A 24,100-nucleotide genomic window follows, 5' to 3' on the forward strand; every position below is an offset into this window, starting at 1 on the left:
TGCAGCGCCAGACCTTGGCGGTCGGCGGGACGGGATGCAGCGAGCGCGCCGCTGCGTCCGGGTTTGCACCGGCTTGCCGGCGGTCCCGCGTCGGGCGTAGGCTTTGCACGCATGCATCCTCACAGCCGCGGCCTGGCCCTCCTCCTCTCGATCGGGAGCCTGCCGATCGCCTGCAACAAGGACAGCGAGGAGAGCGACAGCAAGGACAGCGACTCGACCGGCACCAGCAGCACGGGCGGCGGCTCGGGCACCGGCAGCGGCACGACCGGAGGCGCGCCGACCACCAGCGGCGACAGCGTCGGTGGCACGACCAGCACCTCGGGCGAGCCGACCACCGCCGCGAGCATGGGCTTCATCACCACCAACACGACCTCGAGCACCGGCGGCGATACCGAGATGCTGCCGCCCGTCACCGACCCGACCTGCATCGCCTACGGCGACCATCTGACCCAGTGTTATCCGCGCTATGAGCAATACTTCAAGTACTACGCGTACTACTGCCAGTACATCAAGATGTACGCGGCGCGCACCGACGGACAGGCCTGCGTCGACGCCCTCGAGGCGCAGTTTGTGTGCCTGACCAAGGTCGCCTGCGGCGACTTCATGAAGGACCCGCCGCCCTGCGCTGCCGAGATCGCGGCGGTCGATCCGGCCTGCCCGAGTCTGGTCGAAACGGGGACGAGCAGCGGCGGCAGCAGCGACGGCGGCGGCGGATCGTCCGGTCCATGATGATCTTCGTCTCCGGCACCAAGCGCAGCGGCACTTCGATGTGGATGCAGGTGCTGCGCGCGGCGGGGCGGCCCGTGCTCGGCGAGGCGTTCCCGCCGACCTTCGCGGGCGCGCTGCGGGCCGCCAACCAAGGCGGCTTCTACGAGTCGATCCTGCGCAACGGCATCTACTTCGCGACCAACCCGCACCCGGTCAGCGGCCGCTACTTCCTGCCGGAGCACGTCGCCGGCCACGCGGTCAAGGTGTTCGTCCCCGGGGTGATCCGCAGCGAGCGCGCGTACATCGGCCGGCTGATCGCCAACGTCCGGCCCTGGCAGGAGTACGAGGCCTCGATCGCGCGGCTCTACGCGCTCGAGGACGCGGCGATGCGGGCCCGCGGACAGCCTGTCCCCGAGGACAGGTACATGATGCCGCCGGCCTACGAGTGGTGGCTCGAGAACTTCTCGCTGGTCCGCGACATCACCCTGCGTCGCTACCCCGCGCGGCTGATGAGCTACGCGCAGGTGCTCGCCGACCCGGCGGGCAGCGTCGCCGCGGTGTTGCGCTTCATCGCCGACGCGCCGGTGGCGGCGGGCCAGGTCGACGACCTGGCCGCAGCGCTGGCGGCGGTGAAGCCCGATCACCGCACCCAGGACCGGCCCGCGAGCGCGACGGTCCTGCCGCCCGAGGACGCCCAGGCCTTCGACGACCTGCACGCCGCGGTCGTCGACGGCAGCCTGTTCACCCGGCCCGCGCTGCTGCGCCAGCTGAGCGCGCACAACCTCCGCCTGCTGCCGGAGCTCACGGCCCTGCAGTCGCGCGCGCTGGAGTCGGAGCTGCGCCAGGCCCGGAGCCAGCAGCCGCAGCCCGCGGCGATCGCCGGGCTGCCGGAGAAGCTCGCCGGCTTCGAGTGAGCCGCCTTGCCCAGGGCCCGGGCCCGCGGGCGACACTCCCGCGCATGGACAAGACCTACGCGAGCGCCGACGCGGCCGTCGCCGACCTGAAGGACGGCATCACCCTGATGAGCGGCGGCTTCGGCCTGTGCGGCAACCCGGAGCAGCTCATCGCGGCGATCTTGCGCCGGAACCTGCGCGAGCTCGACATCATCTCGAACAACTGCGGCGTCGACGGGGCCGGGCTCGGGCTGCTGCTGGCCAACGGCCAGGTGCGCAGCATGACCTCGTCGTACGTCGGCGAGAACAAGACCTTCGAGCGGCTCTACCTCTCGGGTCAGCTCAAGGTCACGCTCGTACCGCAGGGCACGCTGGCCGAGCGCATCCGGGCCGGCGGCGCGGGCATCGGCGGCTTTTACACGCCGACGGGCTTCGGCACGCCGATCGCCGAGGGCAAGGAGGTGCGGGAGATCGACGGCCGCTGGTACGTGCTCGAGCTGCCGCTGCGCGCCGACGTGGCGATCGTCAAGGCGTGGAAGGGCGACACCCACGGCAACCTCGTCTACCGCCGCACCGCCAACAACTTCAATCAGGCGATGGCGACCGCGGCCCGCCTGACGATCGCGGAGGTCGAGGAATTGGTGCCCGCCGGTGCGCTGGACCCCGACCAGATCCACACGCCCGGGATCTACGTCCAGCGGATCTTGCAGGGCGAACATTATGCGAAGCCGATCGAGTTTCGCACGACCTCCGCCGCGCGCGCGGCCACCTGACCCGAAGGACAGGTCCTGGCGCGCGTCGACATCGAGTGGCTGGCCCTGCGCGCCGGGCTCAAGCCGGGGCTGCGCCTCAGCGCCGACCCAAGCGAGGGCGCGGCGATCGTGGAGAGGTACCGCAGCTTCGGCTGCGGGGTGGCGGTCGCCCACGGCCCCGTCGGGCCCGAGCGTCGCCGACAGCTGCTGATCTACGTCGCCGCGACGGCGCAGGCGGCCGCGGGCCTGCGCGCCGCCGAGAAGCCGATGCTTGAGCCCGCGGTCACGCCGCGCGACCAGGCCTTCTACACCCGCGAGCTCGGCCTGCGCCTCGGCTACCCCGAATGCTGCGTCGCCGCCTTCGCCGCCCAGGTCCGGGCCGGGCACCCGCGCAGCGCGGCCAGGCAGCCGCACCCGGACTACCTGCACGCGCGCCTGGCCTGGACGCCGCGGCCCGACTGGCGCCTCAACTGCCTGCTGCTGCGCCAGCACGCGCGCCTGGTCAGCTTCGCCGCCTGTCGCTTCGACTGTCCGGCGGCGCTGGCCCAGGCCGAGGCGCTGCGGGCCCTGCTCGCCCAGCACGCGCCCGCGGAGCTACCTGTCCTCGAGGCCATGTTGCGGCGGCCGCTGGCGATCGAGCGCGACGGCGGGCGGGCGTGGGTGGTGGTGGAGGACGGGCGAGTGAGCCAGGCCGAGGCGCCTTGCGAGGCGGAGGCGGGCCCGGCTCCGGGCGGGCGCGTGAGCCAGGCCGAGGCGCCGGGTGAGCCGCGATCGGGCGCGGCGCAGGCCGCCGATGAGCTCGCCGCGCGCAGCTTCCTCGCGGCGGAGCTGGCCGCGGACGGCAGCCTGCGGGGCCGAGGTGCACCCCCCCCGATCTGCATCGACTTCTCGGGCGGGAGTGCTGCGGGCGGGCCCTGAGCTGTACTAGACTGCCGCCACCATGCCCCTGTCCCGCGAGCAGATCGTCCAGCGCGTCGCCCAGGAGCTGCGCGACGGCTTCTACGTCAACCTCGGCATCGGCATGCCGACGCTGGTCGCCAACTACATCCCGGCCGGGGTCGACGTGGTGTTGCAGAGCGAGAACGGCATGCTCGGGCTCGGGCCCTTCCCGCGCGAGGACGAGGTCGACCCGGACCTCATCAACGCCGGCAAGCAGACGGTCACCTTCGTGCCGGGCGCGTCGTTCTTCGGCAGCCACGAGAGCTTCGCCATGATCCGCGGCGGCCACATCGATCTGTGCATCCTCGGGGCGATGGAGGTCAGCGAGCACGGCGACCTCGCCAACTGGATGATCCCCGGCAAGAAGGTCAAGGGCATGGGCGGCGCGATGGACCTCGTCGCCGGCGCCCGGCGGGTCATCGTCTGCATGGAGCACAACAACAAGGACGGCGAGCCCAAGCTGGTGCGCAGCTGCAGCCTGCCGCTCACCGGCAAGGGCGTGGTCCACGAGATCGCCACCGACCTCGGCTACTTCCGCGTCACCCCCCAGGGCCTGGAGCTGGCGGAGATCGCCGCGGACATGACCGTCGACGAGGTCCGCGCGCGCACCGGCTGCCCGCTCCGCGTGGCCGAGCCGCTGAAGACGATCGGGTGAGCGGCTCAGGTCGGGTAGCTAACGGGCAAGTGAGGCCCAAAGTAGCCTATCAGCACCACCGATTCCGTCGGTGTTCGCGCTGGTCGAGGTAGAGACGGGCTCCTGGCCGCCAACTCGGGCGGGCCGGCGTCGCGTCGTAGTCGGCCGCGTAGGTTCTTGCCCGCGAATCTTGAGGCCTACGGAAGGCAGCCGCTGCAGACCGTGATATGACCGTGGGTCTCGGTCCTGGGCTTGCTGAGGGCCGGGTCCTCGTTCCAGTCGTCGATGGCGTCGAAGTATGTGACGGGGTTGCAGCCGGCGGACGTGGCCGTGACGTTGAAGCCGGCGCCGGAGGCCGCGGCCGGACTCGGATAGTTGAACTCGCCGGAGACGCTGTAATCGTCGAGCGCGACCGGGGTGCAGATATCGCCGATGCAGGCGGGGAAGTCCGGCTTGCACTCGTGCGGCTTGTCGGTCTCAAGGTTGGCAAGGTTGGCGTTGAGCCAGGTGGTGGTGGGGATATCGACGGTGATATCGCCGGCCCAGGGCTTGGCGGCCTCGATCCGGAGCTGGCCGAAGTTCTCGGCCGGGCACGGGCAAAGGTTGGACCACGCGGCCGGCTGCATGGTCCCCGGGTCGACGAATTCCTCGCAGGCCTTGATCTGCTCCGCGGAGCACGTGGGCGCCGGGGTGAGGTCGCGGCACATGTTGACCGTGGCGGTGCCCTGCATGAACTGGACGGTGCCGCTGCTGCACAGGCCCTCGACCGTGACGTTGCCGACCCGCGGGAAGCTGGACTCTCCGTAATTGTCCTCGGTCGTGATGTTGAGCTCGCCGCGGTACTTTTTGGGCAGGTGGACGCGGATATCGGCGCCGCTTCGGATCGGCTGGCCCTTGCCGTCGTAATAGACGTAGATCGCGCAGCCGGACTTCCAGGTACCGACGGTGCAGTTATCCTCGGGGGGCATCAGCGCGGGCTTCGCGGGGTTACCGGCGCTGACGAAGGCCCAAAGCGACATGCGACCCAACGTGCCCTGCATCTCCTCCGGGGTGGGGGCGTTGGGGTCGCCCTGGGCGTTGAGGTCGGTGGCGAAGTCGTAGTAGCGCATTTCGATGCTGATGACCTCGACGTCTTGATCGAGGTAGACCTCGACGTCGCCGCGGTTGGCGAAGTTGTGGTCATACTCGAGGCGGCCTACCCGGAGCTCGGTGATGGCGCCGTCGCCCGACAGCGGGAAGGGCAGGTGGTCGACCACCTGCTTCCACTCGCTCTCCTGCGGCCGGGCGCCGCCCTCCTCACCGGAGTCGCCGCCAGAATCGCTCGTGGGGGTGCTGCTCGTGCCGCTCCCGCTCGTGCCGCTCCCGCTCGTGCCGCTCCCGCTCGTGTTGTCCAGGGATTCGGAGCCGGGGCCGCAACTCACGAGGCCGAGCGCGCAAACCGTGGTTATCGTCGTGTGATGAAACATGGAGGCCCTCGGGGGGAGCATAACCCCTCGTTGCACGCACGACGCTCCCGGTGCACAGACTGCGTCCGCATCTTTGGCGCGAGCATCGATGTCTGGGCGGCGAAGCGTTACTGAGCAGCTTGAAGCTTGCTGAAGCAGTTGCGGCTGGCGAATCAGGGGACGGCGATGGGCCGTGTCACCGAGGCGTGCGCCGGTTCACCGGGGCCGATGATTCAGCCCGCGATCTCGGCCGTGATCGCGTCCGCGGCCGCCGCGGGGTCCTTCGCGCCGAGGATCGGTCGGCCGACCACCAGGTAGGTGGCGCCGGCGCGGATCGCCTCGCTCGGGGTCATGACGCGCTTCTGGTCGCCGACGTCGCCGCCCGCGGGGCGGATGCCGGGGACGACGCAGGCGAGGCCGGGTGCGGCCTCGCGGACGCGGGCGAGCTCCTGGCCGCTGCACACCACGCCGGCGCAGCCAGCTGCGTGGGCCGCCGCGGCGCGCAGGGCGACGATCTCGGCGGGGCTGCGGGTGTGGCCGGCCTCGGCGCAGGCGGTGGCGTCCTGGCTGGTGAGCACGGTGACGGCGAGGATGCCGAGCTGCGGGCCGGCCGCGTCGACGCAGGCACGCAGGTGGGCGACGCCGGAGCCGGCGTGCACGGTGATGAAGCGGGCCCCGAGGGCGCGGGCGCTGCGGATGGCGCCGACCATGGTGTTGGGGATGTCGTGCAGCTTGAGGTCGAGGAAGATCTCCAGATCGGGGAGGGCGCGGCGGAGCTGGCGGACGACCTCGGGGCCCTCGGCGACGAACAGCTCGAGGCCCACCTTGAGCATGCCGACGTGGCCGGCGAGCAGGCGCGCGGCGGTCATGGCGGCGGCCGCGTCGGGGACATCGAGGGCGACGATCAGGCGGCGACGGGCCGCGTCGAGGGAGGAGGCACCGTGCATGGCGGCGGGGCATAGCAAGCTTCGCGGCGCTCGGGCAAGCTCGCCCGCGTGACCTCGCGCGATCCCCAGCAGGGCCTGTTCACGCTGCTCGAGGCGGCGGTCGCCGCGGGCACCTTCCCGGGCTGCGTGGCGCTGGTGTGGCGCGACGGGGCGCTGCTCTACCACGAGGCGCACGGGCACTTCGCAACCCATCCAGACGGGCCGGAGCGCTTCCGCGGGGTCACGCGCGAGGCGGTGTACGACCTGGCCTCGCTGACCAAGGTGCTGTGCACCACGACGCTCGCGGCGATCGCCGTGTCGGAGCGGCGGGTGGGGCTCGATGACCTTGTGCCGGCGCCGTGGTCGGCGGCGTGTCCGGGGGCGACGCTCGGGCAGCTGCTCACGCACAGCGGCGGGCTGGCGGCGCACCGCGAGTACTTCGCGGAGCTCGGGCGGCGCGGGCCGGGCGAGCGGGTGCTGGGGCTGGTGTGCGCGACGCCGCCGGTCCACGCCGCGGGCACGCACACGATCTACAGCGACCTCGGGTTGATGATCGTCGGCGCGTGGCTCGAGCGGCTGTTCGATGCGCCGCTCGACCGGGTGTTCGCCGACCGCGTGGCGTGGCCGCTCGGGCTCGACGCGGGGGTGGTGCCGCGGCTCGGCTTTCATCGCCTCCAGGGCGCGCGCGGGGCGGCGCCGGCCGAGCAGGGGCTGGTCGTGCCGACGGAGGTGTACGACCCGTCGTTGCATCCGCACGGGGTGCCGAGCTGGTTCGCTTGCCGGGCGCCGCTGCGGGCGGCGCATTATGAGGTGCACGACGACAACGCCTTCGTGATGAACGGGGTGGCCGGGCACGCGGGGCTGTTCGGCGACGCCGGGGCGGTGCTCGAGCTCGGGCGGGCGTGGTTGCAGGGCGGGCTGCCGGGGCTGGACGACCGCTCGCGCCTGGGCTTCCTCGAGCATCGCTCGCCGGTCCCGGGTTCGACGCGGCGGCTCGGTTGGGACAGCCCGAGCCCGGACGGCAGCGGGAGCACGGGGGTGGCGCTGTCGCAGGAGGCTTCCGGGCATCTGGGCTACACCGGGACGAGCTTGTGGATCGACCCGCACCCGCCGGACGGGCGCGGGCCGGTGATCGTCGTGTTGCTCAGCAATCGGGTGCACCCGACCCGCGACAACCCTGCGATTGTGCAGCTGCGGCCGAGCTTTCATCGCGCGGCCGTGCTGCTGTGAATGGCGATCATGCGTGGCGGTCGTGCCGCTGCGAGCCGCGGTCCTGCGTTGCCCCGGTTGCTGTGAATGGCGATCACCCGTGGGTCGGGCGGCGCAGCTCGCCGAGCTGACGGCGCACGAAGTAGGCGAGCATCCCGATCGACCCGAGCAGCAGCGTCGCGGCGATGAAGGGCCGGATGTCGATCCCGCGTCGGCGCGCGTCGGGGACGGCGAGCACCAGGAAGCCGATCAGCGCGAGCACGAGGTCGAGGAACACCTGCAGGGCCCAGCCGCCCACCATGTGCGCCGGGATGAAGCCCAGCAGCCCATGCTCGATGACCACGAGCGCGGTGTAGACGGTGAAGGCGACGAGGGCGACCAGCGGGAGCGCGAGCTTTTTCATGGCCCGAGGGTGCACGCCTGATGGCAGCCGGACCATGACCTCCGAGGTAATGCCGGCCTTCCCCGGGTCTTGGTATCCTGGGGCTGCGATGGCCGACCTGAGCCACACGAGCCGCTTTGGTCCGCTGTTGCGCGAGTGGCGGCTCGCCCGACGACTCACGCAGGAGGCGCTCGCCGAGCAGGCCGAGGTCTCGACGCGGCACCTCAGCTTCCTCGAGACCGGTCGATCGCAGGCCAGCCGGGAGATGGCGCTGGTCCTCGGCAACGCCCTCGATCTGCCGCTGCGCGAGCGCAACGCCCTGCTCGTGGCGGCCGGCTTCGCGGCGGTGTACCGCGAGACCTCGCTCGACGCGGAGCCGATGCTGCATGTACGTCGCGCGCTCGACCGCATGCTCGCGCAGCAGGAGCCGTATCCCGCGCTGGTCCTCGATCGCATGTGGAACCTGCTGCGCATGAACGAGGGCGGCGCCCGCCTGTTCGCCCGCCTGTTCGGCGCTCGCATGCCCGGGCCCGAGGTGATCGGCAACCTCGCGCACGCCCTCTTCCACCCAGAGGGGCTGCGCGAGAGGATCGTCGACTGGCCGGCGTTCGCGGCCTTGATGGCCGAGCGGCTGCACCGCGACGCCGCCAGCGACCCGAGCCCCGACGGGCTACGGGCGCTGCGGGACGCCGTGCTCGCCTACCCGGGCGTGCCAGCGGCGCTGCGAGTGCCGGTGATCGATCGCGTGCCGCCGATCGCGGTGGCGGTGCATGTGCGGGCGCCCGACGGCGGCGAGGCCCGCATCTTCACCATGCTCGCCACCCTCGGCACGCCGCTGGACGTGACCGCCGAGGAGCTGCGGGTCGAGCTGTACTTCCCGCTCGACGACGCGAGCGACGCGTTCTTGCGGGCGTGTTGAGCCCGGTCCGCGGCGGGGGCCCGTACGTGTGAGCGGGCCCGAGCGTGCGAACGGGCCCGCGGCGGGCCGCGCGTGCGAACGGGTCCGCGTGTGTGAGGGCCCGAGCGTGTGAGGGGGCCCGTGGGGCCCGTGGCTGGCTCAGGCGGCCTGGGCTGGCTCGCCGGCGCTGGTGCCGGTGACGCTGAGGTCGGCCATGGCGCGGGCGAGCAGGGCGTCGCGCTCGGGGATGTGCTGGGCCAGCCACTCGAGCAAGTTGGCGCGGCCCTGGCCGATGCGCTGGTCGCCGAGGGAGAACCAGCTGCCGGCCTTGACGATCACGTCGCGCTCGAGGGCCCAGTCGAGGACCTCGGCGTTGCGGTTGATGCCGGTGCCGAAGGCGATCTCGAACTGGGCCTCGGTGAAGGGCGGGGCGCACTTGTTCTTGACGACCTTGACGCGGGCGCGGGTGGCGACGGCGTCCTCGCCATCCTTGACGGTGGCGATCCTGCGGATGTCGAGGCGGACGCTGGCGAAGTACTTGAGGGCGTTGCCGCCGGTGGTCGTCTCCGGGGAGCCGAAGGTGACGCCGATCTTGTGGCGCAGCTGGTTGATGAAGACCACGAGGGTGTTGGTCTGATGGGCGATGCCGGAGACCTTGCGCATCGCCTGGCTCATCAGGCGGGCCTGGAGGCCGAGGTGCTGGTCGCCCATGTCGCCCTCGAGCTCGGCGCGGGGGATGAGGGCGGCGACCGAGTCGACGACGATGAGGCCGACGCCGCCGGTGCGCGCGAGGGTGTCGACGATGTCGAGGGCCTGCTCGCCGCAGTCGGGCTGGGAGACCAGGAGGTCCTCGAGCTTGACGCCGAGGCGGGCGGCGTACTTGACGTCGAGCGCGTGCTCGGCGTCGATGAAGGCGCAGACGAGGCCGGCGCGCTGGGCCTCGGCGATCGCGTGCAGCGTGAGGGTGGTCTTGCCGGAGGACTCGGGGCCGTAGATCTCGACGATGCGGCCGCGCGGGAGGCCGCCGACGCCGAGCGCCTTGTCGAGGTTGAGCGAGCCGGTCGAGACGACCTCGATGTTGGGGCGCTCGCCGGGGTCGCCGCCCAGCGCCATGATCGCGCCCTTGCCGAAGCGCTGGACGATCGCGTCGATCGCCTTGCCGATGATCGAGCGGACCTCGCCGCCGGTGTGAGAGTCAGAGGATTTGGAGGTGGAACGAAGGACTGCCATGCCGGCCGCGATTGCGCGGGGCGTGCCGGCACGGCGGGCTGTCTTTTCGGACAGTTAGGCGCGGCGTGACGCGGCGTCTGGCCAGCGGGCGGGCCGGGTGGCCCGCCCGCTGGCCAGACGACGAAGGCGCGGGGACCCGGAGGTCGCCCGCGCCTGGTTCACGCTGGAGGGGCCGGGCTCAGCCGCACAGGCCGCTGCACTCGGTCGTGCAGGCGTTGTCGCAGATGCAGGAGATCTGCGCGTTGTAGAGGTCGATGGTCTCCTGGGTCACGCCCTCGAGGCAGGCGTCCTGGCAGGCCTGGGTGCCGCAGGCGGTGAAGCACTTCTCGAAGGCCTTGCACGCGGGGTCGGCGGCGCAGGCATCGTTCGCGCCCTTGCAGACGCCGAGCTCCGCGTCGGCGGCGCAGGCGTTGCAGGCGTTGGCGCCGATGCAGGCGCCCTCCTCGCAGGTGTCGTCGCCCACACAGGCCTTGTTGCAGCCGCCGCAGTTGGCGTTGTCGTACTGCACGTCGACGCACTGCTCGTTGCACACCGCCTCACCAAAGTCGCAGCCCTGGAAGGCGTGGTACTCGGTGGAGCTGGTGATGATCTGCAGGAAGCCGATCGGCTGGACGGTGATGCCGGTGAGCTGGCCCTTGGTGGTCAGGTCCTTGTAGAGGTCGGTGCGCTGGCGCTGGACCGAGAGGGTGAGGGCCGAGATGTCCTCGCCGTCGATCGCGGCCTTGAGCGCCTCGCGCGGGACGTCGAACTTGCCGCTGGCGTCGTCGGCCTTGCAGGTGATCGTGCCGGTCGTGAAGTTGGGGCTGGTGACGGAGGCGGTGATGGTGACGCTGCCGCTGCCAGGGGTCCACTTGACCGGGAGGGGGCCGTTGCCGAACACGGCGGAGAAGCCGAGGGTGTCGAGCTTGGGGCTGGTCTGGATGAAGTCGGTGCCGGTGAACTCCTTCTCGAACTTCTCAAAGCCGGCGTTGCTGGCCCCGCTGGCCTGGACCTTGGCGGAGGCGCCGGGGGCGAAGGGCGAGGCGTTGTCGTCGCTCATGAACCCGTAGGGCGGGAACAGGGTGATCGGGATCGGGGTGCCGAGGAAGGTGAGGGCGCCGGCGTCGAAGCTCTCGAGCTTCTTGCAGCCGGCGTTGCCCGGCGAGGGGAAGTAACAGACCTCGCCGTCGCCGCACTGGGCGTCGCAGATCGGCTGGCAGACGGACTTGCAGCTGTCGTTGAAGCCGCAGTACTCGTCGGGGTTGCAGCCGCCGCCGCCACAGTCGGGGAGGAGGTTGATCTGGCAGCCGGCGACGGTCTTGGTGCAGGCCCCGCCCGCGCCGCCGCCGTCGACGTCGGGGATGAAGAAGGCGCTGACGGCCGGGGCCGTGACGCCGCCGGCGGCCGGGTGGCTCTCGCCGAGGAAGATCGTGCCGAGCGCGTGCGGGCCGTCGTCGACGCCGGTGTCGGTGGTGGGGTCGCCAGTCGGGTCGCCAGTCGGGTCGCCAGTGGGATCACCGGTGGGGTCGCCAGTCGGGTCGCCAGTTGGGTTGCCAGTCGGGCTGCCGCTGGTCGGGGTGCTGTCAGTGCCAGCGTCGGTGGCGCTGCCCTCGGTGGCGGTGTCGGTATCAGCGGAGCCGCCGTCCTTGCAGGCCGGGAGGGTGAAGAGGCTGGCCGCGACGAGGGCGGCGGAGGAGAGCGAGAGGTGCTTGTAAATCACGGTACGTTCCTGAGGTTCGATGCGTCGACACGCGGGCACGCGCGGTGCCTGCCGGCGCAAGGGGGGGAGCGCCGTCGACGTTGAGGCGGGCGAAACTACGCAGATGGAAGGGGGCCGTCCACCCCGCGGGCTGCGCGTTATCGCGTGAGGATCTTCATTTGGCTCGGCCGCCGGCGAAGCTGCTGACCATGTGGAGATAGACGAGGTCGAGCTCGGCGCGGCTGGCCTCCATGCCGTTCTCGGCGATCATGCGGAGGATGAGGTTCTTGACCTCGTCAGCGCTGGTGGGTGGCTGGGCGTCGATATCGCCGAGTTCGTGGCACTGCGAGCAGACCGTCTCGTAGGTCTTTTTGGCCTCGGCGGGGTCGAATGGCGGCAGCTCGAGCGGGCCCGCGGGGGCGCCGCTGGGGCTCGCTGGGGCGACGGCGTTGGCCTCCTGACGCACGTCGGCGAGGGCGGCGACCTTCTTCTGATCCTGCGTGCGCTTGTCCCGGACTGACTTCTGGAGGTCGCCGCTGATGGCGATGAGGTAGCCGGTGACGAGGTAGAGCTCGCCGAGCGCCATGGGCTCGCTGAAGCTCGGCTTCTGGGCCATGCGCTCGACGGTCTTCCACCAGCCGGAGGGGCTGCGGGGCTGGACGAGGATCGTCTTGAGGTCGTGGCAGACGACACACTTGGTGACGAGCACGTCGCGACCCTCGCGCAGACCGTAGGGGCTCGCGATCTCGGCGAGGTCGGCGTTGTCGGGGAGCTCGGCGAGCGGGAGCAGGGTCGCGAGGCGGGCGCGGCTGGCCTCGCTGTACACGCCGGCGCCGGCGGCCGAGCGGGCCAGGCTGAACTCGCGCAGACCGAAGGGGATCGAGAGGCCGCAGAGCAGGACGGTGCAGGTCAGGAGCAGCACGCCGAGGATGGGCATCCACTCCTCGAGGTGGCGGAAGAAGCGGATGATCGAGATCTTGACCAGCAAGATGACGCCGATCGTCAGGCCGAGGCACATGTGGACGACGGTGCGGGGCGGCAGCTCGACCTGGTAATTCCACAGGCGAGGGATCATCTCCCACATCATCACCACGTAGATGATCGTGTACGCCCAGCCGAGGACCCGGTGCAGGCGCATCAGGGCCGGCGGGGCGGCGCTGGTGCGGGTCGCCTTGTCGAAGGGATAGCCCCACAGGTGGAACATCAGGAACACCGCCGCGAAGGCGGTGATCAGGAAGAGGAGGCCGAGGGTGACGCTGAGGGCGATGTCCATGGCGAGGGCCGGGAACTTACACCGCGTCCACCCTTGACGTCCGTGGCGCGCCGGGCGTAGAGACTTTTTGTGCGTATCTGCGTGCTCTACTCGGAGGCGGATCCCGAAGACGGTGAGGACTACGGCTGTGATCCGTCGATCTACATGCCAGAGCACAGCTGGGAGAGCCACGCGCTGCGGCGCGACAGCTCGGTGCGCGAGGTGAAGGCGCTGGCGAAGCGGGGCTTCGACGTGTTCCTGAACCTCTGCGACGGGGCCAGGGGCCAGGACCGGGCCGGCATCGAGGTGGTGCAGACGCTGCACCAGCTCGGCGTGGCGTACACCGGCGCCGACGAGGCGTTCTTCGAGCCGACCCGCGAGGCGATGAAGGCGGCCTGCAAGACGCACGGGGTGGCCGTGCCAGGCACGGTGTTCGCCAGCGACCTGGCGACCGCGGCGACCGCGGCGGAGCTGCTGCGCTTCCCGATGATCGTCAAGCACCCGTGCAGCTACGCGAGCGTCGGCCTGACCCGCGAGTCGCGGGTCGTGGACCGCGAGCAGCTGCTGAAGCAGGCCGCCCGCAACATCGAACAATACGGGCGCGCGCTGATCGAGGAGTTCATCGATGGGCGCGAGTTCACGGTGCTGGTCGCGGAGAACCCGGGCAACCCGCGCGAGCCGGTCGCGTTCGTGCCGGCCGAGTTCGGCTTCCCGCCGGGCGAGTGCTTCAAGCACTACGATATGAAGTGGGTCGACTATCACCAGATGACGTGGTCGCCGGTCGCCGATGAGCTGCTGGCGGCCCGCCTGAAGGACATGTCGCGCAAGCAATTCGTCGGCCTCGGGGGCTGCAGCTACGGCCGCTGCGACATCCGCATGGACGCCCGCGGCGACCTCTACATGCTGGAGATCAACCCCAACTGCGGGGTGTTCTATCCGCCCGAGGACCCGGGCAGCGCCGACGTGATCCTCGCGGCCGACCCGGCCGGGCATCGCGGCTTCCTCGAGCTGATCTTCGCGTCGGCGGCCCGGCGTCAGCGCGTCCGGCCGCGTCGTCGCGCGGCGATGGTGGCGGACGCCGGTCTGTCCTGAGGGACAGCTTAGGATCTTCGGCGGGCGGTGATGGTGGCTGAGGTCGGTCTGTCCTGAGGGACAGCTTAGGATCTCCGGCGGGCGGCGACGGTGGCTGAGGTCGGTCTGTCCTGAGGGACAGGTTACGATTGCACGCCGCGCAGGCGGGCGAACACCGCGAGGTGGGCGAGGATCACGGTCGGCACCACGAAGAGCGGGAGCAGGGCCATGCCCGGCAGCGCGAAGGCGGCGAACATGTCGCGGCGCCCGAGCCCGAGGATGAGCCACTGGGCGGTGGCCACGACGAGCAGGATGTCGAGCAGGGCGAGGCCGTTCCATAGCAGGACCAGGCGGCGGCGCAGGGGCGTGCGTGCGGGGAGGCAGGCGATCGCCGCGAGGGCGCCGAGGCCCGCGGCGAGGTCGCCCCAGCCGGCGAGGTCGGCGAACTCGTGCGGCAGGCGGCCCTGCCCGGCGAGCACGAGGAAGGCGGCGCCGATCGGGGCGCGCAGGGCCTGATAGAAGATCAGGCCGCGCAGCGGGAGGGCCTGCGTCCAGGCGCGCAGGCCGGGCGAGCGGGCGTGGGCGAGGAGGCCGAGGCCGACGCCGCCGACGATCCCGAGGATCGCCAGCGGCGGGCCGACGCGGGGGATGGCGCCGGCGAGGGCGAGGACGACGGCGAGGGCGAACCAGGCGAGCAGGGCGAGGGCCGGGCTGACGAGGGGGCGGAGAGCGGCGATCGTGGTCATGCGGTGTCGCCTTCCAAGGTCTGTGCCAGCGGGATGACGTGGTGTGGCGGGGCCCGGGTGTCGTGGTTCCGACGATCGCTGTCGGATCTCCGACAGCGCGGCGGTGCGAGGCGCTTGCTACCATCGCGGCGTGGTCGGGCATGACGCGGTCCGCTCGTCGCAGGTCCGGGCCGTGGGCGCGGCCTTCCTGCGGGCGCGTCCGTGGGTGGTGGCGCCGGTGGCGATCGTCAACCTGCTGTGCCTGGTCCGCGCGGACGCGCCGGTGCTGCAGATGCGCGTGCTCGGGGTCGGGATCGCGGCGCTGCTGGGGTTCTTTGTGTATGAGGCGATCCGGTTCCGCCGCGAGGTGGTGCGCGAGGCCCAGCTGCGGCGCTCGCTGTGGATCACGGCGGCGGCGCTGCTGCTGGCCTGCGCGGCGAGCGGGGGGCCGCGCAGCCCGATGGTGACGCTGCTGGTGGCGCCGGTGGGCGTGGCCTTCGCGGCCTTCGGGCGCGGGCGGGGCAACACGGCGCTGTTGTTGAGGTGTTGGCGGGGCTCGGCGGGCTGGCGCTGTTGCCCGCAGATACACCCTTCCCGGCGATCGCGGCGCGGCAGGCCGCGGTGATGACGGTGGCGAGCGCGGCGGCCTCGCTGGTGCTGCTGTGGATCGGTGTGACTGGTTTGACGACGGCGTACCTGGACGGCGGGGCGGCGCTGGCCCGCACCCGCGACGCGATGCTCGACGCGATGAACGACCGCATGCGCGGCGCGGAGGCCCTCGGGGCCAGGGTGGCGCACGAGATCCGCAACCCGCTGACGGCGATCAAGGGGCTCGTGCAGCTGCTGGCCCGCGGGGCGCACGAGGAACGCGACCAGCGACGTCTCGAGGTCGTGCTCGCAGAGGTGGGCCGGGTCGAGGAGACGCTGGCGGCGTACCTCAGCTTCGCGCGGCCGCTGGCCGAGCTGTGCCCGGGGCCGGTGCAGCTGGCGACGCTGCTGCAGGAGCTGGCGCTGCTGCTCGAGGCCCGCGCTGGCGCGCTGGGCCTGCAGGTGCTGCTGCGGGTCGAGGAGGTGGAGATCGTCGGCGACCGCCGCCGCCTGCAGGAGGCGCTGCTCAACCTCGCGAGCAACGCGCTCGAGGCGACCCCGCCGGGCGGCACGCTGACGCTCACGCTGGGCCCTGTCGGCGGCGGGGCGCGCATCGAGGTGATCGACGACGGCCAGGGCATGACGGCGGAGCAGCTCGCGCGGCTGGGCACGCCCTTCGTCACCGGACGTCCAGGCGGCACCGGGCTCGGGGTGACGCTGGCCCGCGCGGTGGTGCTGCAACACGGCGGCCGCATGAACCACCGCAGCGCGCCGGGCCAGGGCACCCGCGTGACCCTCACGTTGCCCGGGGAGCCGGGCGGAGCGCTCCCCGATGGCGAAGATCCTGATCGTCGATGACGAGGCCCATGTCCGCTTCACGCTCGCCGAGGTGCTCAGCGACGCGGGCCACCAGGTGATCGCGGCCAGCGGCGGCGCCGAGGCGCTGCGCCTCGCGGACGACGAGCTCGACGCGGTGATCAGCGACCTGGCGATGCCGGGGATGGACGGGCTCGAGCTGCTGGCTGCGCTGCGCCAGCGCGACGCGTCGCTGCCGGTGCTGCTGCTGACGGCCCGCGGCTCGGAGCGGGTCGCCGTGCAGGCGATGAAGGCGGGGGCCTATGACTACTTGGTCAAGCCATTCGATATCGATGAGATCGTGCACGCGCTCGGGCGCGCGGTGGAGGCCCGGCTGCTGCGACGCGAGCAGCGGCGGCGGCTGGCCGAGCGTGGGCTCGATCGGCCGATCGTGGGCGACGCGCCGGCGCTGCGCCGGGTCCTCGATATGGCGGCGAGGATCGCCGACCGTGAATTGCCGGTGCTCGTGCTCGGCGAGACGGGCACCGGCAAGGAGCTGATCGCGGGGCTGCTGCACGCGGGCAGCCGGCGCGCCCGCGGGCCGCTGGTGCGCTTCAACTGCGCGGCGATCCCCGAGCAGCTCGCGGACTCGGAGCTGTTCGGCCACGCCCGCGGCGCCTTCACCGGCGCGAGCGCGGCCCGTCGCGGCTACTTTGCGCAGGCCGACGGCGGCACCCTGGTGCTCGACGAGATCGCCGAGCTGCCCCTGGCGATCCAGGCCAAGCTGCTGCGCGCGCTGCAGTCGGGGGAGATCCAGCCGCTCGGGGCGCGGGTCGAGAAGGTCGACGTGCGGGTGGTGGCCTGCACCCACCGCGACCTGCGGGCCGAGGTCGCGGCCGGCCGCTTCCGCGAGGACCTGTATTATCGCCTCGCCGTGCTCGAGCTGCGGGTGCCGCCGCTGCGCGAGCGCCGGGAGGACATACCTGTCCTCGCGGACAGCTTCGCCCGCCGCTACGCCGCGCGCTTCGGCCTTGAATCGGTGCAGCTGGCGCCCGAGCTGGTGGCGTCACTGGTGGCGAGGCCGTGGCCCGGCAACGTGCGCGAGCTGGAGAACTGCATGGCGCGCCTGGTCGCGCTCAGCAGCGACGGTCGCATCGGCAGCGAGGCGCTGGCAGAGTCGGCGACGGTGGGCCCCGGGAATTTGCGAGCGCAGGTCGAGGCCTTCGAGCGCGGGCTGATCGAGCAGGCGCTGCGGGCCGCGGGCGGGAATCACTCCGAGGCGGCGCGCAGGCTCGCGACCTCGCGGGTGACCTTGCTCGACAAGCTCAAGAAGCACGGGCTGCAGGGCGTTTGACGGCCCTCGGCGCCGCGGGCTACCGTGGCGGCATGGACCGACGGCGAGAGATGACATTGCGATTCCTGGCCCAGCCGTCCGCGGTCAACTTCGGCGGCAAGGTGCACGGCGGGGCCGTGATGACCTGGATCGACGAGGCGGGCTACGCCTGCGCGGTCGGCTGGAGCGGTCGCTACTGCGTGACCCTGTACGTCGGCGGGATCCGGTTTTATCGACCGATCGTCATCGGCCACATCGTCGAGCTCCAGGCGCGCGTGATCTACACCGGCACGACCAGCATGCATATCGCGGTCGATGTGCGCTCGGCCGATCCACGCGAGGGGCACTATACGCAGACGACCCACTGCGTGATCATCTTTGTCGCGGTCGACGACGCCGGCAAGCCGGCCCCGGTGCCAGCCTGGGAGCCCCAGACGGAGGCGGACCGGGCCCAGACGGCCTACGCGAGGCGCCTCATGGAGCTGCGCAAGGGCATCGAGGAGGAGATGGACGCGGTCCGCCTGCGGGACGAGGGCGCCGCGAGTTCGTGAGCGGCCCGGCGGTGGCGTGTGGGAGATGGGGCGCCAGATAATTCGGCGCCGCAATCGTTCCGGAGGTACCCGGGCGCTGTCGCCGTGTAGGATATGGGGCGCCAGATAATTTCAGCCGCGCAATTGTTCTGGGGGCACCCGTCACTCCCCGGGCATGAAGCGCATCCACGACATCTCCGGGCTTTCCCACGGCATTCTCACCCACAAGCCCGCCCACGAGTCTTCCACGACGATCTGCTCCTCGCGCCTGATCGCGGCTGCCCTGTGCGCCCTGATCGTACCTGCGACCGCCTGTGACGCTGAGGTCGATCCGGCCGAGGCCGCCGAGGTCTCCGAGGAGCTGCGGGTCCTGCCCGAGTGGCACTTTGTCGGGCCGGTCGAGGTCGTCACCGTGCCGGAGGACTACGAGAACAACCCGGTGTACAGCGCCGACGCGGCGCAGCCGGGCGAGCGCGACGCGCTGCTGGTGAACCACGAAGCTGGCGCGGACGGGCGCTTCGGCGTCATCTACGTGGATTACGAGGAGAGCGCGGAGTATCTCGCGTCCTACGACGGGGCGGCGGTGGCGGCGGCGGCGGGCGAGCTTGCCCGCCTCGGATATGCCGACGCGAGCCCGGACCCGGACGAGATGGTTGTGCCGCGCGGTCTATCCAACAACATCGACAATCGGATCTCGTTCGAGGACTACTCGCTCACGCACTCGACGCTGCGCAAGGTCGGGCGGGTCGGCGGCGGCTGCACGGGGGCGCTGTTCGGCAACCGGCTGGTGCTGACGGCCGCGCACTGCATCTTCGACGACAACGGTGATTACCACGCGAACAACACCTTCCAGGCGCGCCGCAACGGCAACGAGCTGCCCTACGGTTCGGTCACCTCGCAGGGCGCGGTGTATCCGATCTCGTTCAAGAACGACGGTTGCCACACCAACTACACCGCCGCGTGCGTCAAGAACGACTGGGCGATCCTCGTGCTGCCGCCGAACCCGTGGGCGGCGAGCCCGAACGGCGCGCCGGGCTACTTCGGCGTCGCCTGGGCCGGCGACGGGGCGGTGGGCGACTGGGCCGTGCGCAACATCGGCTATGCGTCGTGCAGCAACACGATGGCGCCGTCGCCGTGCACGAGCAACGTGGCCTACGGCGACCTGTCGTGCGCCAACGTCGACCCGGCGCTGTCGGACCCAGACTCGCGCTGGCCGCTCTACGGCACCAACGGCAAGATGCGGACCGGCTGCGACACCAACGGCGGCCACAGCGGCGGGCCGATCTACAGCTACAGCCCCGGCGACAACGGCCCGTACCTGGTCGGCAATACGGTGTGGAATCAGTGCAACTCGAGCAGCTGCGACGCGCTCACGCAGTACTCGTCGGCGGGGATCCGGATCTCCGAGACGCTGTTCGACTATATGTTGAACCTGCGCGCGTCGTACCCGGGAGGGGTTCGCGGCGGAGTCCTGCGCGCCGCCGCAAGTTCGCGGCGGCTGACGCCAGGGGGTCAGTGGAGCTGGATCGGTGCGTCGGAGTCGCGGATGAGGTCGGTGGCGTTGAGCTCGGGGGCGGCCTTCTCGTGCTCCCACTCGAGCAGGCCGAGGGCGGCGTAGTGGGGCGGATGCGGTCGGACATGAGGTTGATGCGCTTGAGGTTGGGGACCAGCCGGCGAAACATGGTCTGCCGGAAGTTGCGCATGTAGGCCGAGTTGAGGATGAGCTCGTCCCACTGCTTGCGGCTCATGGTCTGGCCGTAGAACTCATCATAAAACTCGTGGGCGAAGAAGCGGTTGCGCATGAGGACGGCGACCTCGAAGGCCCAGTCCTCGCGCTCGCGGCGGTCCTTCTCGGGGAGGGTGTGGTAGTGCTCGCGGAGGGCGACGACGCCGTAGTGGACGTGGCGGGCCTCGTCGGTGATGACGTATTTGAGCAGCTCGCGGAGGAGGGGCTCGCGGCTGGTCTGGCGCATGGTGCCGAAGGCGCCGAGGGCGAGGCCCTCGATCATGATCTGCATCCCGAGGAACTTGAGGTCCCAGCGGCCGTCGGTCATGAGCGCGTCGATGAGGGTGTAGAGATTGTCGTTGACGGTGTAGAGCTTGCCGAGTTTTTCGTTGAGGTAGCGGTAGAAGACTTCGACGTGGCGGCCCTCGTCGACGACCTGGGTCGAGCCGTAGAGCTTGCCGTCGAGCCACTGGATCGCCTCGGTGACCTGGCAGGCGGCGAACAGGGCGCCCTGCTCGCCGTGGAGGAACTGTGAGAGCATCCACGAGACGAGGCCGTGGCGGTGGGTCTGCTTCTCGCGCTCGCTGAGGCCGCGGTAGGCCGGGATGTCGGGCAGCGGGCTCATGCGCTCGGGGAACAGGTCGAAGCGGCTGTCGTAGGGGTCGACGTTGATCGACCAGTCGAGGTCCGTGGTGGCGTTCCACTGCGAGACCTTGGCGAGCTCGTAGAGCTTGCGCAGCTCGGGTTGGTCGCGCTGGTAGGTCCAGTCGAAGTGGACCATGTGGCTGGCCTGCATGTCGCTCGCGGACTGCTTGCCGTTGTGCATGACGAGGCCGCGCATGGCCGGGCCGAGCAGGTTGAGGGCGACCCGCACGTTGCCGGTGCGGAGCACCTTCTGCAGCAGGTGGGAGGGGCTGTACTCGCTGGCGCGTTCGAGGAGGCTGGTCATGGCGTGGCTTTCGTGGACGGGAAGAACAACAGGCGCGCGAGGGCCCGCGCGTGGTCGATCGGGCCCCACAGCGGGACTCGCAGGGAGCCCGCGGCGGAGCGCAGGAGGATGCCGCTCGCGACCTGAAGGATCGCCGCGCGCACCGGGAGGCCGGGGCGGATGAGGGCGTGGCCCTCGACCCGCACGAAGCGCTCGACCACGTCGAGCAGGGGGACGACGGCGGCGAGCAGGATCTCGTGGCCGGGGCCGTCCCCGCCCAGCAGCTCGCGCACGACGATCTGCGCGGGGGCCGGGTTGTCGGCCAGGAATTGCGCGTAGGTGTCGACGACGCCGTCGACGCGCTCGGGGAAGCTGACCTGGCGGGCCATCGCGGCCATCAATGCGGCGCCGAGGCGATTGAAGCTGCGGTGCACGACGGCGGCGTAGAGCTCGTCCTTCGACGGGTAGTGGTAGAGCAGCGAGGGCCGGCGGATGCCGGCGACGGCGGCGATGTCCTCGAGTCGGGTGGCGCCGAAGCCGGTGCGCGCGAAGCCCTGCTCGGCGGCGTCGAGCAGGCGCTCCGGGGTGGCCGCGGCGGCGCTGGCGAGGGGGCGACCCATGCCCGCGGACCATATCTACTCGTGAGTAGATATGTCAACGGAAAATATCGCGCGGGGTGTGGTGCTTGCCAGGCTGGCGGGTGGGGGTCAGCATTGCCGCCATGTTCAAGACCGTCCTGATGTTCGTGATGCTCGGGGTGCTCGGTAGCTGCGGTGATTCGCCGGAGGCGAAGAAGGCGAGGGAGGAGGCGGCGCGGACGGCCGAGCAGGCCGGGAAGGCGGCGCGGGCGGCCGGGGACGCGGCGGCGGGGGCGGTGAAGGCCGGGGCGGACAAGGCCGAGGTGGCGGCCGGGGTCGCGGCGGACAAGGCGGCGGAGCTGGGTGCGGCGGGCAAGGCCGAGGCCGAGGCGGTGGCTGCGAAGGCGGCCGAGGTCGCGGCGGCGGGCAAGGAGAAGGCCGCGGGTGTGGTGGAGACGGTGAAGGCCGAGGGCAAGGAGGTGATCGAGGCGGGCAAGGAGAAGGTGAAGAGCGCGAGCGATCAGGTGGTTGGGAAGGCCGAGCCGAAGGCGCCGTGATGGAGCGCCTGCGGGCGTGGGTGCGCGGGCTGCTGGCCCTGAACGGCACGGCGCGGGGGATCGCCGGGGGCTTCGCGCTCGGGGTCGGGCTCTCGCTGATCCCCGTGCCGTTTCTCGGGATGGTGCTCGCATTGGCTGCGGCGCCGCTGCTGCGGGCCAATGTGCCGGCCACCTATCTCGGCACCGCGGTGATCAACCCGGTGACGGGCACGCTGTTCTACTTCGGCGAGCTGTGGCTCGGGTGCTGGTTGTGGGGGCTGCCGCTGCCGCGCTGGGGCGAGCTGGTGCTGCTCGATGGGGCCGGCTGGTGGGGCCTGTTCAAGGCGCTGCTGGGGCCCTTCTTGCTCGGGGCGGCGGTGGCGATCCCGGTGTTGGCGGGGCTGTCTTATGTCGTGGTGTTCGCGCTGGTGCGGGCGTGGCAGCGGCGGCCGATGACGCCCGCGGGCTGACTCAGCAGCCCTGGGCCTCGGGGGCCGAGGCGGTCATGCAGTTGTTGAGGCAGGCGTCGTTCTCGAGCTTGTTGCCGTCGTCGCACTGCTCCTCGGGGTGGTCGAGCTTGCCGTTGCCGCAGCTGGGCAGGGGGGCGCAGCAGAGGGCGTGGTTGTTCTTGTCGTCGCAGCCGAACAGGCCGGCGCACTGCGGGCGCGAGCTGCTGTAGAGGCAGTTATCGGCGTGGTCGACGGCCATGCCGCTCTTGAAGCCGTACTGGCCGGCGCTGTCGTCCGCTCGGCAGCGGATCGCGCCGAGGCTGCGCTTGGTCGGGCTGTAGTTCCAGTCGCTGTTGCGGGCGTTGAACTCGCTGGCGCTGCACAGGTGCCAGTTCTTCGGGCACAGGATCGCGTAGTCCTGCTCGCACACCTCCGGGCGCTGGCACAGCGCGGCGCGGTTGCTCGGGGCGATGCTGACGACGCGGTGGCCTGGTTCTGACAGCTGACGGGCTCCTTCTTGCAGGCGGCGTCGCAGCCCGTCGCCGGGGAGCTTGTTGCCGTCGTCGCAGGCCTCGCCGGGCTGGAGGAAGCCGTCGCCGCAGGCGGCGGGCTTGCACGCGGTGGTGCAGGCGTCGCTGTCGAGGTCGTTGCCGTCGTCGCAGAGCTCGCCGGCGGCCGCGTTGACGTCGCCGTCGCCGCATTCGGGGGCGCTGCAGTCGAGGTCGCAGGTGGCGGTGGCCCCGGCCTCGTCGCAGAGCTCGACGCCGGTGTAGAGGAGGCCGTCGCCGCAGGTGTTGAGGGCGCAGGCGGCGGTGCAGGCGTCGAGGTCGGAGAGGTTCTTGTCGTCACACAGCTCGCCGGGCTGGATGAAGCCGTCGCCGCAGGCGGCGGGCTGGCACTGGCGGTGCAGGCGTCGCTGCTCCCGAGGTTACCGTCGTCGCAGAGCTCGCCGGGGCCGAGCAGGCCGTCGCCGCAGGCCTGCGGGGTGCAGTCGAGCTTGCAGGCGGCGTGGTCGCTGTTGTTCGGGCCGTCGTCGCAGAGCTCGCCGGGGTCCTGCGCGCCGTCGCCGCAGAGCGGGCCGCCGCTGCTCGAGCTGGTGGTGTCGCTGGTGCTGGTGGTGGTCGGGGAGCGGGGTGCTGGCGGCGCTGCTCGAGCTGGCGGCGGTGGTGCTGGTGGTGGTGCTCGGTCGGTGGTGCCCGGAGTCGTCGAGGCCGCCGTCGCCGCGGAGGCAGGCCGTGATGAGGAGCAGCAGCGGCGCGAGGCGGAGAGAAGCATGACGAGGCGCGAGCGACAGCCGTGGTGGGCCGCGGAACGCAGTCTCGCATGATCTTTCGCGGGGGGTATATGGGGCTGGGGGCGCCTCCGGCGGGCGTGCTCGCATGCGCGCGGTTGCGCGCGGTTGCGCGCGGGAAGGCGCGCGGCTGCGCGGTGGGAAGCGAGGGACCGGACGCCGGCCCAGGTGGGCTAGGAGGGGCTCAGGCGGGCGGGCCAAGAGGGCCTGCTCGTCGGAGGCTGCGGTGGTCCAGGCGGAGTGGGGGACGCGGGCTCGTCCTGTCGGACTTGAGCTGTCTGTCGAGGATGAAGGTGCCGAAGGGATGACCGAGGCGATGCGAAGGCGGCGGCGATCTTCTGAGGCCCCAGTCGGTCTCGCCGATGAGCTGCAAAGGCGCGGCCAGGTAGAGCATGAACAGGCCGCCGGGGCCAGCCGACGTACTCACGGCCTGGGGCATGCCGGCGGCGTACTTGAGCGGCATGGCGATGCCGAGCAGGACAGGACGGAGACGCCTCGATGAGGCCGATGAGACGCAGACGACCGATCGGGTTGCTGAGCATGGCGGGCGGACGCTAACAGGTGGGTGGGTGGGCGCCAAGCGGGCGGCGTGGCGCGCGGTCGC

At 71.3% G+C, this 24,100-nt stretch carries 25 protein-coding genes and 3 pseudogenes; 15 read left to right on the forward strand and 13 right to left on the reverse strand.

From position 1 onward, the window contains the following. The first annotated feature begins 111 nt into the window (after positions 1 to 111). From IPJ59_RS35470 to IPJ59_RS35490, 5 genes are all read left to right on the forward strand, one after another. Positions 112 to 729, forward strand: coding sequence for a hypothetical protein (locus IPJ59_RS35470; RefSeq protein WP_293275633.1), 618 nt, complete (start codon positions 112 to 114; stop codon positions 727 to 729). Further along, entirely contained in the window at positions 726 to 1,622 is an 897-nt protein-coding gene (locus IPJ59_RS35475) for a hypothetical protein (RefSeq protein ID WP_293275634.1), read from the forward strand. The genes IPJ59_RS35470 and IPJ59_RS35475 overlap by 4 nt, the downstream gene beginning before the upstream one ends. Before the next feature lie 44 nt (positions 1,623 to 1,666). After that, on the forward strand, positions 1,667 to 2,374 hold the full coding sequence (locus IPJ59_RS35480) for a CoA transferase subunit A (protein ID WP_293247255.1): 708 nt from the start codon (positions 1,667 to 1,669) through the stop codon (positions 2,372 to 2,374). A gap of 108 nt (positions 2,375 to 2,482) precedes the next feature. Beyond that, the gene (locus tag IPJ59_RS35485; protein WP_293247258.1) at positions 2,483 to 3,271 is read left to right on the forward strand and encodes a hypothetical protein; all 789 of its coding nucleotides are present in this window, start codon (positions 2,483 to 2,485) and stop codon (positions 3,269 to 3,271) included. A gap of 22 nt (positions 3,272 to 3,293) precedes the next feature. After that, the gene (locus tag IPJ59_RS35490) at positions 3,294 to 3,947 is read left to right on the forward strand and encodes a CoA transferase subunit B (protein WP_293247261.1); all 654 of its coding nucleotides are present in this window, start codon (positions 3,294 to 3,296) and stop codon (positions 3,945 to 3,947) included. A gap of 176 nt (positions 3,948 to 4,123) precedes the next feature. Here the strand turns inward: IPJ59_RS35490 and IPJ59_RS35495 are convergent, their stop codons facing one another. Together IPJ59_RS35495 and pyrF are read right to left on the reverse strand one after the other, a co-directional pair. Further along, positions 4,124 to 5,347: a hypothetical protein gene (locus IPJ59_RS35495; protein ID WP_293275635.1), complete on the reverse strand. Its 1,224-nt coding sequence runs from the start codon at positions 5,345 to 5,347 to the stop codon at positions 4,124 to 4,126. Positions 5,348 to 5,604: 257 nt separating this feature from the next. Next, complete coding sequence (gene pyrF / locus IPJ59_RS35500) at positions 5,605 to 6,318, reverse strand: orotidine-5'-phosphate decarboxylase (protein WP_293247267.1); 714 nt, start codon at positions 6,316 to 6,318, stop codon at positions 5,605 to 5,607. A gap of 48 nt (positions 6,319 to 6,366) precedes the next feature. On the opposite strand from pyrF, the gene IPJ59_RS35505 reads away from it, so the two are divergent. Continuing rightward, positions 6,367 to 7,527, forward strand: a complete 1,161-nt coding sequence (locus tag IPJ59_RS35505) for a serine hydrolase domain-containing protein (RefSeq protein WP_293275636.1) — start codon at positions 6,367 to 6,369, stop codon at positions 7,525 to 7,527. Positions 7,528 to 7,600: 73 nt separating this feature from the next. Here the strand turns inward: IPJ59_RS35505 and IPJ59_RS35510 are convergent, their stop codons facing one another. Continuing rightward, positions 7,601 to 7,909 carry a hypothetical protein gene (locus IPJ59_RS35510; protein WP_293247273.1) on the reverse strand — a complete coding sequence of 103 codons (309 nt, stop codon included), beginning with the start codon at positions 7,907 to 7,909 and terminating at the stop codon, positions 7,601 to 7,603. An 88-nt stretch (positions 7,910 to 7,997) separates the two neighbouring features. On the opposite strand from IPJ59_RS35510, the gene IPJ59_RS35515 reads away from it, so the two are divergent. After that, positions 7,998 to 8,807 (forward strand): helix-turn-helix domain-containing protein, encoded by an 810-nt coding sequence (locus IPJ59_RS35515; protein WP_293275637.1) that lies wholly within the window; start codon positions 7,998 to 8,000, stop codon positions 8,805 to 8,807. 138 nt (positions 8,808 to 8,945) lie between these two features. Here IPJ59_RS35515 and recA read toward each other — a convergent pair whose 3' ends face one another. From recA to IPJ59_RS35530, 3 genes are all read right to left on the reverse strand, one after another. Then, on the reverse strand, positions 8,946 to 10,016 hold the full coding sequence (gene recA / locus IPJ59_RS35520; RefSeq protein ID WP_293275638.1) for a recombinase RecA: 1,071 nt from the start codon (positions 10,014 to 10,016) through the stop codon (positions 8,946 to 8,948). 178 nt (positions 10,017 to 10,194) lie between these two features. Continuing rightward, positions 10,195 to 11,715 (reverse strand): hypothetical protein, encoded by a 1,521-nt coding sequence (locus tag IPJ59_RS35525; RefSeq protein ID WP_293275639.1) that lies wholly within the window; start codon positions 11,713 to 11,715, stop codon positions 10,195 to 10,197. A 154-nt stretch (positions 11,716 to 11,869) separates the two neighbouring features. Next, the gene (locus IPJ59_RS35530; protein ID WP_293247285.1) at positions 11,870 to 12,967 is read right to left on the reverse strand and encodes a hypothetical protein; all 1,098 of its coding nucleotides are present in this window, start codon (positions 12,965 to 12,967) and stop codon (positions 11,870 to 11,872) included. A 69-nt stretch (positions 12,968 to 13,036) separates the two neighbouring features. Here IPJ59_RS35530 and IPJ59_RS35535 point away from each other — a divergent pair, with 69 nt between their 5' ends. Beyond that, positions 13,037 to 14,038 (forward strand): D-alanine--D-alanine ligase family protein, encoded by a 1,002-nt coding sequence (locus tag IPJ59_RS35535; RefSeq protein ID WP_293247288.1) that lies wholly within the window; start codon positions 13,037 to 13,039, stop codon positions 14,036 to 14,038. A gap of 122 nt (positions 14,039 to 14,160) precedes the next feature. Here IPJ59_RS35535 and IPJ59_RS35540 read toward each other — a convergent pair whose 3' ends face one another. Beyond that, positions 14,161 to 14,763, reverse strand: coding sequence for a hypothetical protein (locus tag IPJ59_RS35540; protein WP_293247291.1), 603 nt, complete (start codon positions 14,761 to 14,763; stop codon positions 14,161 to 14,163). A 130-nt stretch (positions 14,764 to 14,893) separates the two neighbouring features. On the opposite strand from IPJ59_RS35540, the gene IPJ59_RS35545 reads away from it, so the two are divergent. The 5 genes from IPJ59_RS35545 (at position 14,894) to IPJ59_RS38540 (ending at position 19,606) form a co-directional block, all read left to right on the forward strand. Then, positions 14,894 to 15,367: a hypothetical protein gene (locus IPJ59_RS35545; protein WP_293275640.1), complete on the forward strand. Its 474-nt coding sequence runs from the start codon at positions 14,894 to 14,896 to the stop codon at positions 15,365 to 15,367. Further along, entirely contained in the window at positions 15,316 to 16,188 is an 873-nt protein-coding gene (locus tag IPJ59_RS35550; RefSeq protein ID WP_293275641.1) for a two-component system sensor histidine kinase NtrB, read from the forward strand. The genes IPJ59_RS35545 and IPJ59_RS35550 overlap by 52 nt, the downstream gene beginning before the upstream one ends. Beyond that, positions 16,163 to 17,479, forward strand: a complete 1,317-nt coding sequence (locus IPJ59_RS35555) for a sigma-54-dependent transcriptional regulator (protein WP_293275642.1) — start codon at positions 16,163 to 16,165, stop codon at positions 17,477 to 17,479. The genes IPJ59_RS35550 and IPJ59_RS35555 overlap by 26 nt, the downstream gene beginning before the upstream one ends. A 50-nt stretch (positions 17,480 to 17,529) precedes the next feature. Further along, entirely contained in the window at positions 17,530 to 18,009 is a 480-nt protein-coding gene (locus IPJ59_RS35560) for an acyl-CoA thioesterase (RefSeq protein ID WP_293275643.1), read from the forward strand. Positions 18,010 to 18,163: 154 nt separating this feature from the next. After that, complete coding sequence (locus IPJ59_RS38540) at positions 18,164 to 19,606, forward strand: trypsin-like serine peptidase (RefSeq protein WP_366524756.1); 1,443 nt, start codon at positions 18,164 to 18,166, stop codon at positions 19,604 to 19,606. 97 nt (positions 19,607 to 19,703) lie between these two features. Here IPJ59_RS38540 and IPJ59_RS35570 read toward each other — a convergent pair. Both IPJ59_RS35570 and IPJ59_RS35575 read right to left on the reverse strand, forming a co-directional pair. Beyond that, a pseudogene (locus IPJ59_RS35570) lies at positions 19,704 to 20,663 on the reverse strand (ferritin-like domain-containing protein); the annotation flags it as partial. After that, on the reverse strand, positions 20,660 to 21,262 hold the full coding sequence (locus tag IPJ59_RS35575; RefSeq protein WP_293275645.1) for a TetR/AcrR family transcriptional regulator: 603 nt from the start codon (positions 21,260 to 21,262) through the stop codon (positions 20,660 to 20,662). The pseudogene IPJ59_RS35570 and the gene IPJ59_RS35575, both read right to left, overlap by 4 nt. Positions 21,263 to 21,363: 101 nt before the next feature. Here IPJ59_RS35575 and IPJ59_RS35580 point away from each other — a divergent pair, with 101 nt between their 5' ends. Next, positions 21,364 to 21,777, forward strand: coding sequence for a hypothetical protein (locus IPJ59_RS35580; RefSeq protein WP_293275646.1), 414 nt, complete (start codon positions 21,364 to 21,366; stop codon positions 21,775 to 21,777). Continuing rightward, the gene (locus IPJ59_RS35585; RefSeq protein WP_293275647.1) at positions 21,777 to 22,226 is read left to right on the forward strand and encodes a DUF2062 domain-containing protein; all 450 of its coding nucleotides are present in this window, start codon (positions 21,777 to 21,779) and stop codon (positions 22,224 to 22,226) included. The genes IPJ59_RS35580 and IPJ59_RS35585 overlap by 1 nt, the downstream gene beginning before the upstream one ends. A 1-nt stretch (position 22,227) precedes the next feature. Here IPJ59_RS35585 and IPJ59_RS35590 read toward each other — a convergent pair whose 3' ends face one another. The 4 genes and pseudogenes from IPJ59_RS35590 to IPJ59_RS35600 all read right to left on the reverse strand — a co-directional run bounded on the left by IPJ59_RS35590 (position 22,228) and on the right by IPJ59_RS35600 (position 24,076). Beyond that, on the reverse strand, positions 22,228 to 22,635 hold the full coding sequence (locus tag IPJ59_RS35590) for a hypothetical protein (protein ID WP_293275648.1): 408 nt from the start codon (positions 22,633 to 22,635) through the stop codon (positions 22,228 to 22,230). Between the two features lie 135 nt (positions 22,636 to 22,770). Further along, positions 22,771 to 23,115 (reverse strand): annotated as a pseudogene (locus IPJ59_RS38545) (DUF4215 domain-containing protein); the annotation flags it as partial. Positions 23,116 to 23,141: 26 nt separating this feature from the next. Further along, positions 23,142 to 23,480, reverse strand: a pseudogene (locus IPJ59_RS38550) (hypothetical protein); the annotation flags it as partial. Positions 23,481 to 23,680: 200 nt separating this feature from the next. Continuing rightward, positions 23,681 to 24,076 carry a DUF3817 domain-containing protein gene (locus IPJ59_RS35600; protein ID WP_293275651.1) on the reverse strand — a complete coding sequence of 132 codons (396 nt, stop codon included), beginning with the start codon at positions 24,074 to 24,076 and terminating at the stop codon, positions 23,681 to 23,683. Between the last annotated feature and the right edge of the window lie 24 nt (positions 24,077 to 24,100).

It is taken from the genome of Nannocystis sp., from assembly GCF_016714285.1.
Classification (GTDB): Bacteria; Myxococcota_A; Polyangia; order Nannocystales; family Nannocystaceae; genus Nannocystis.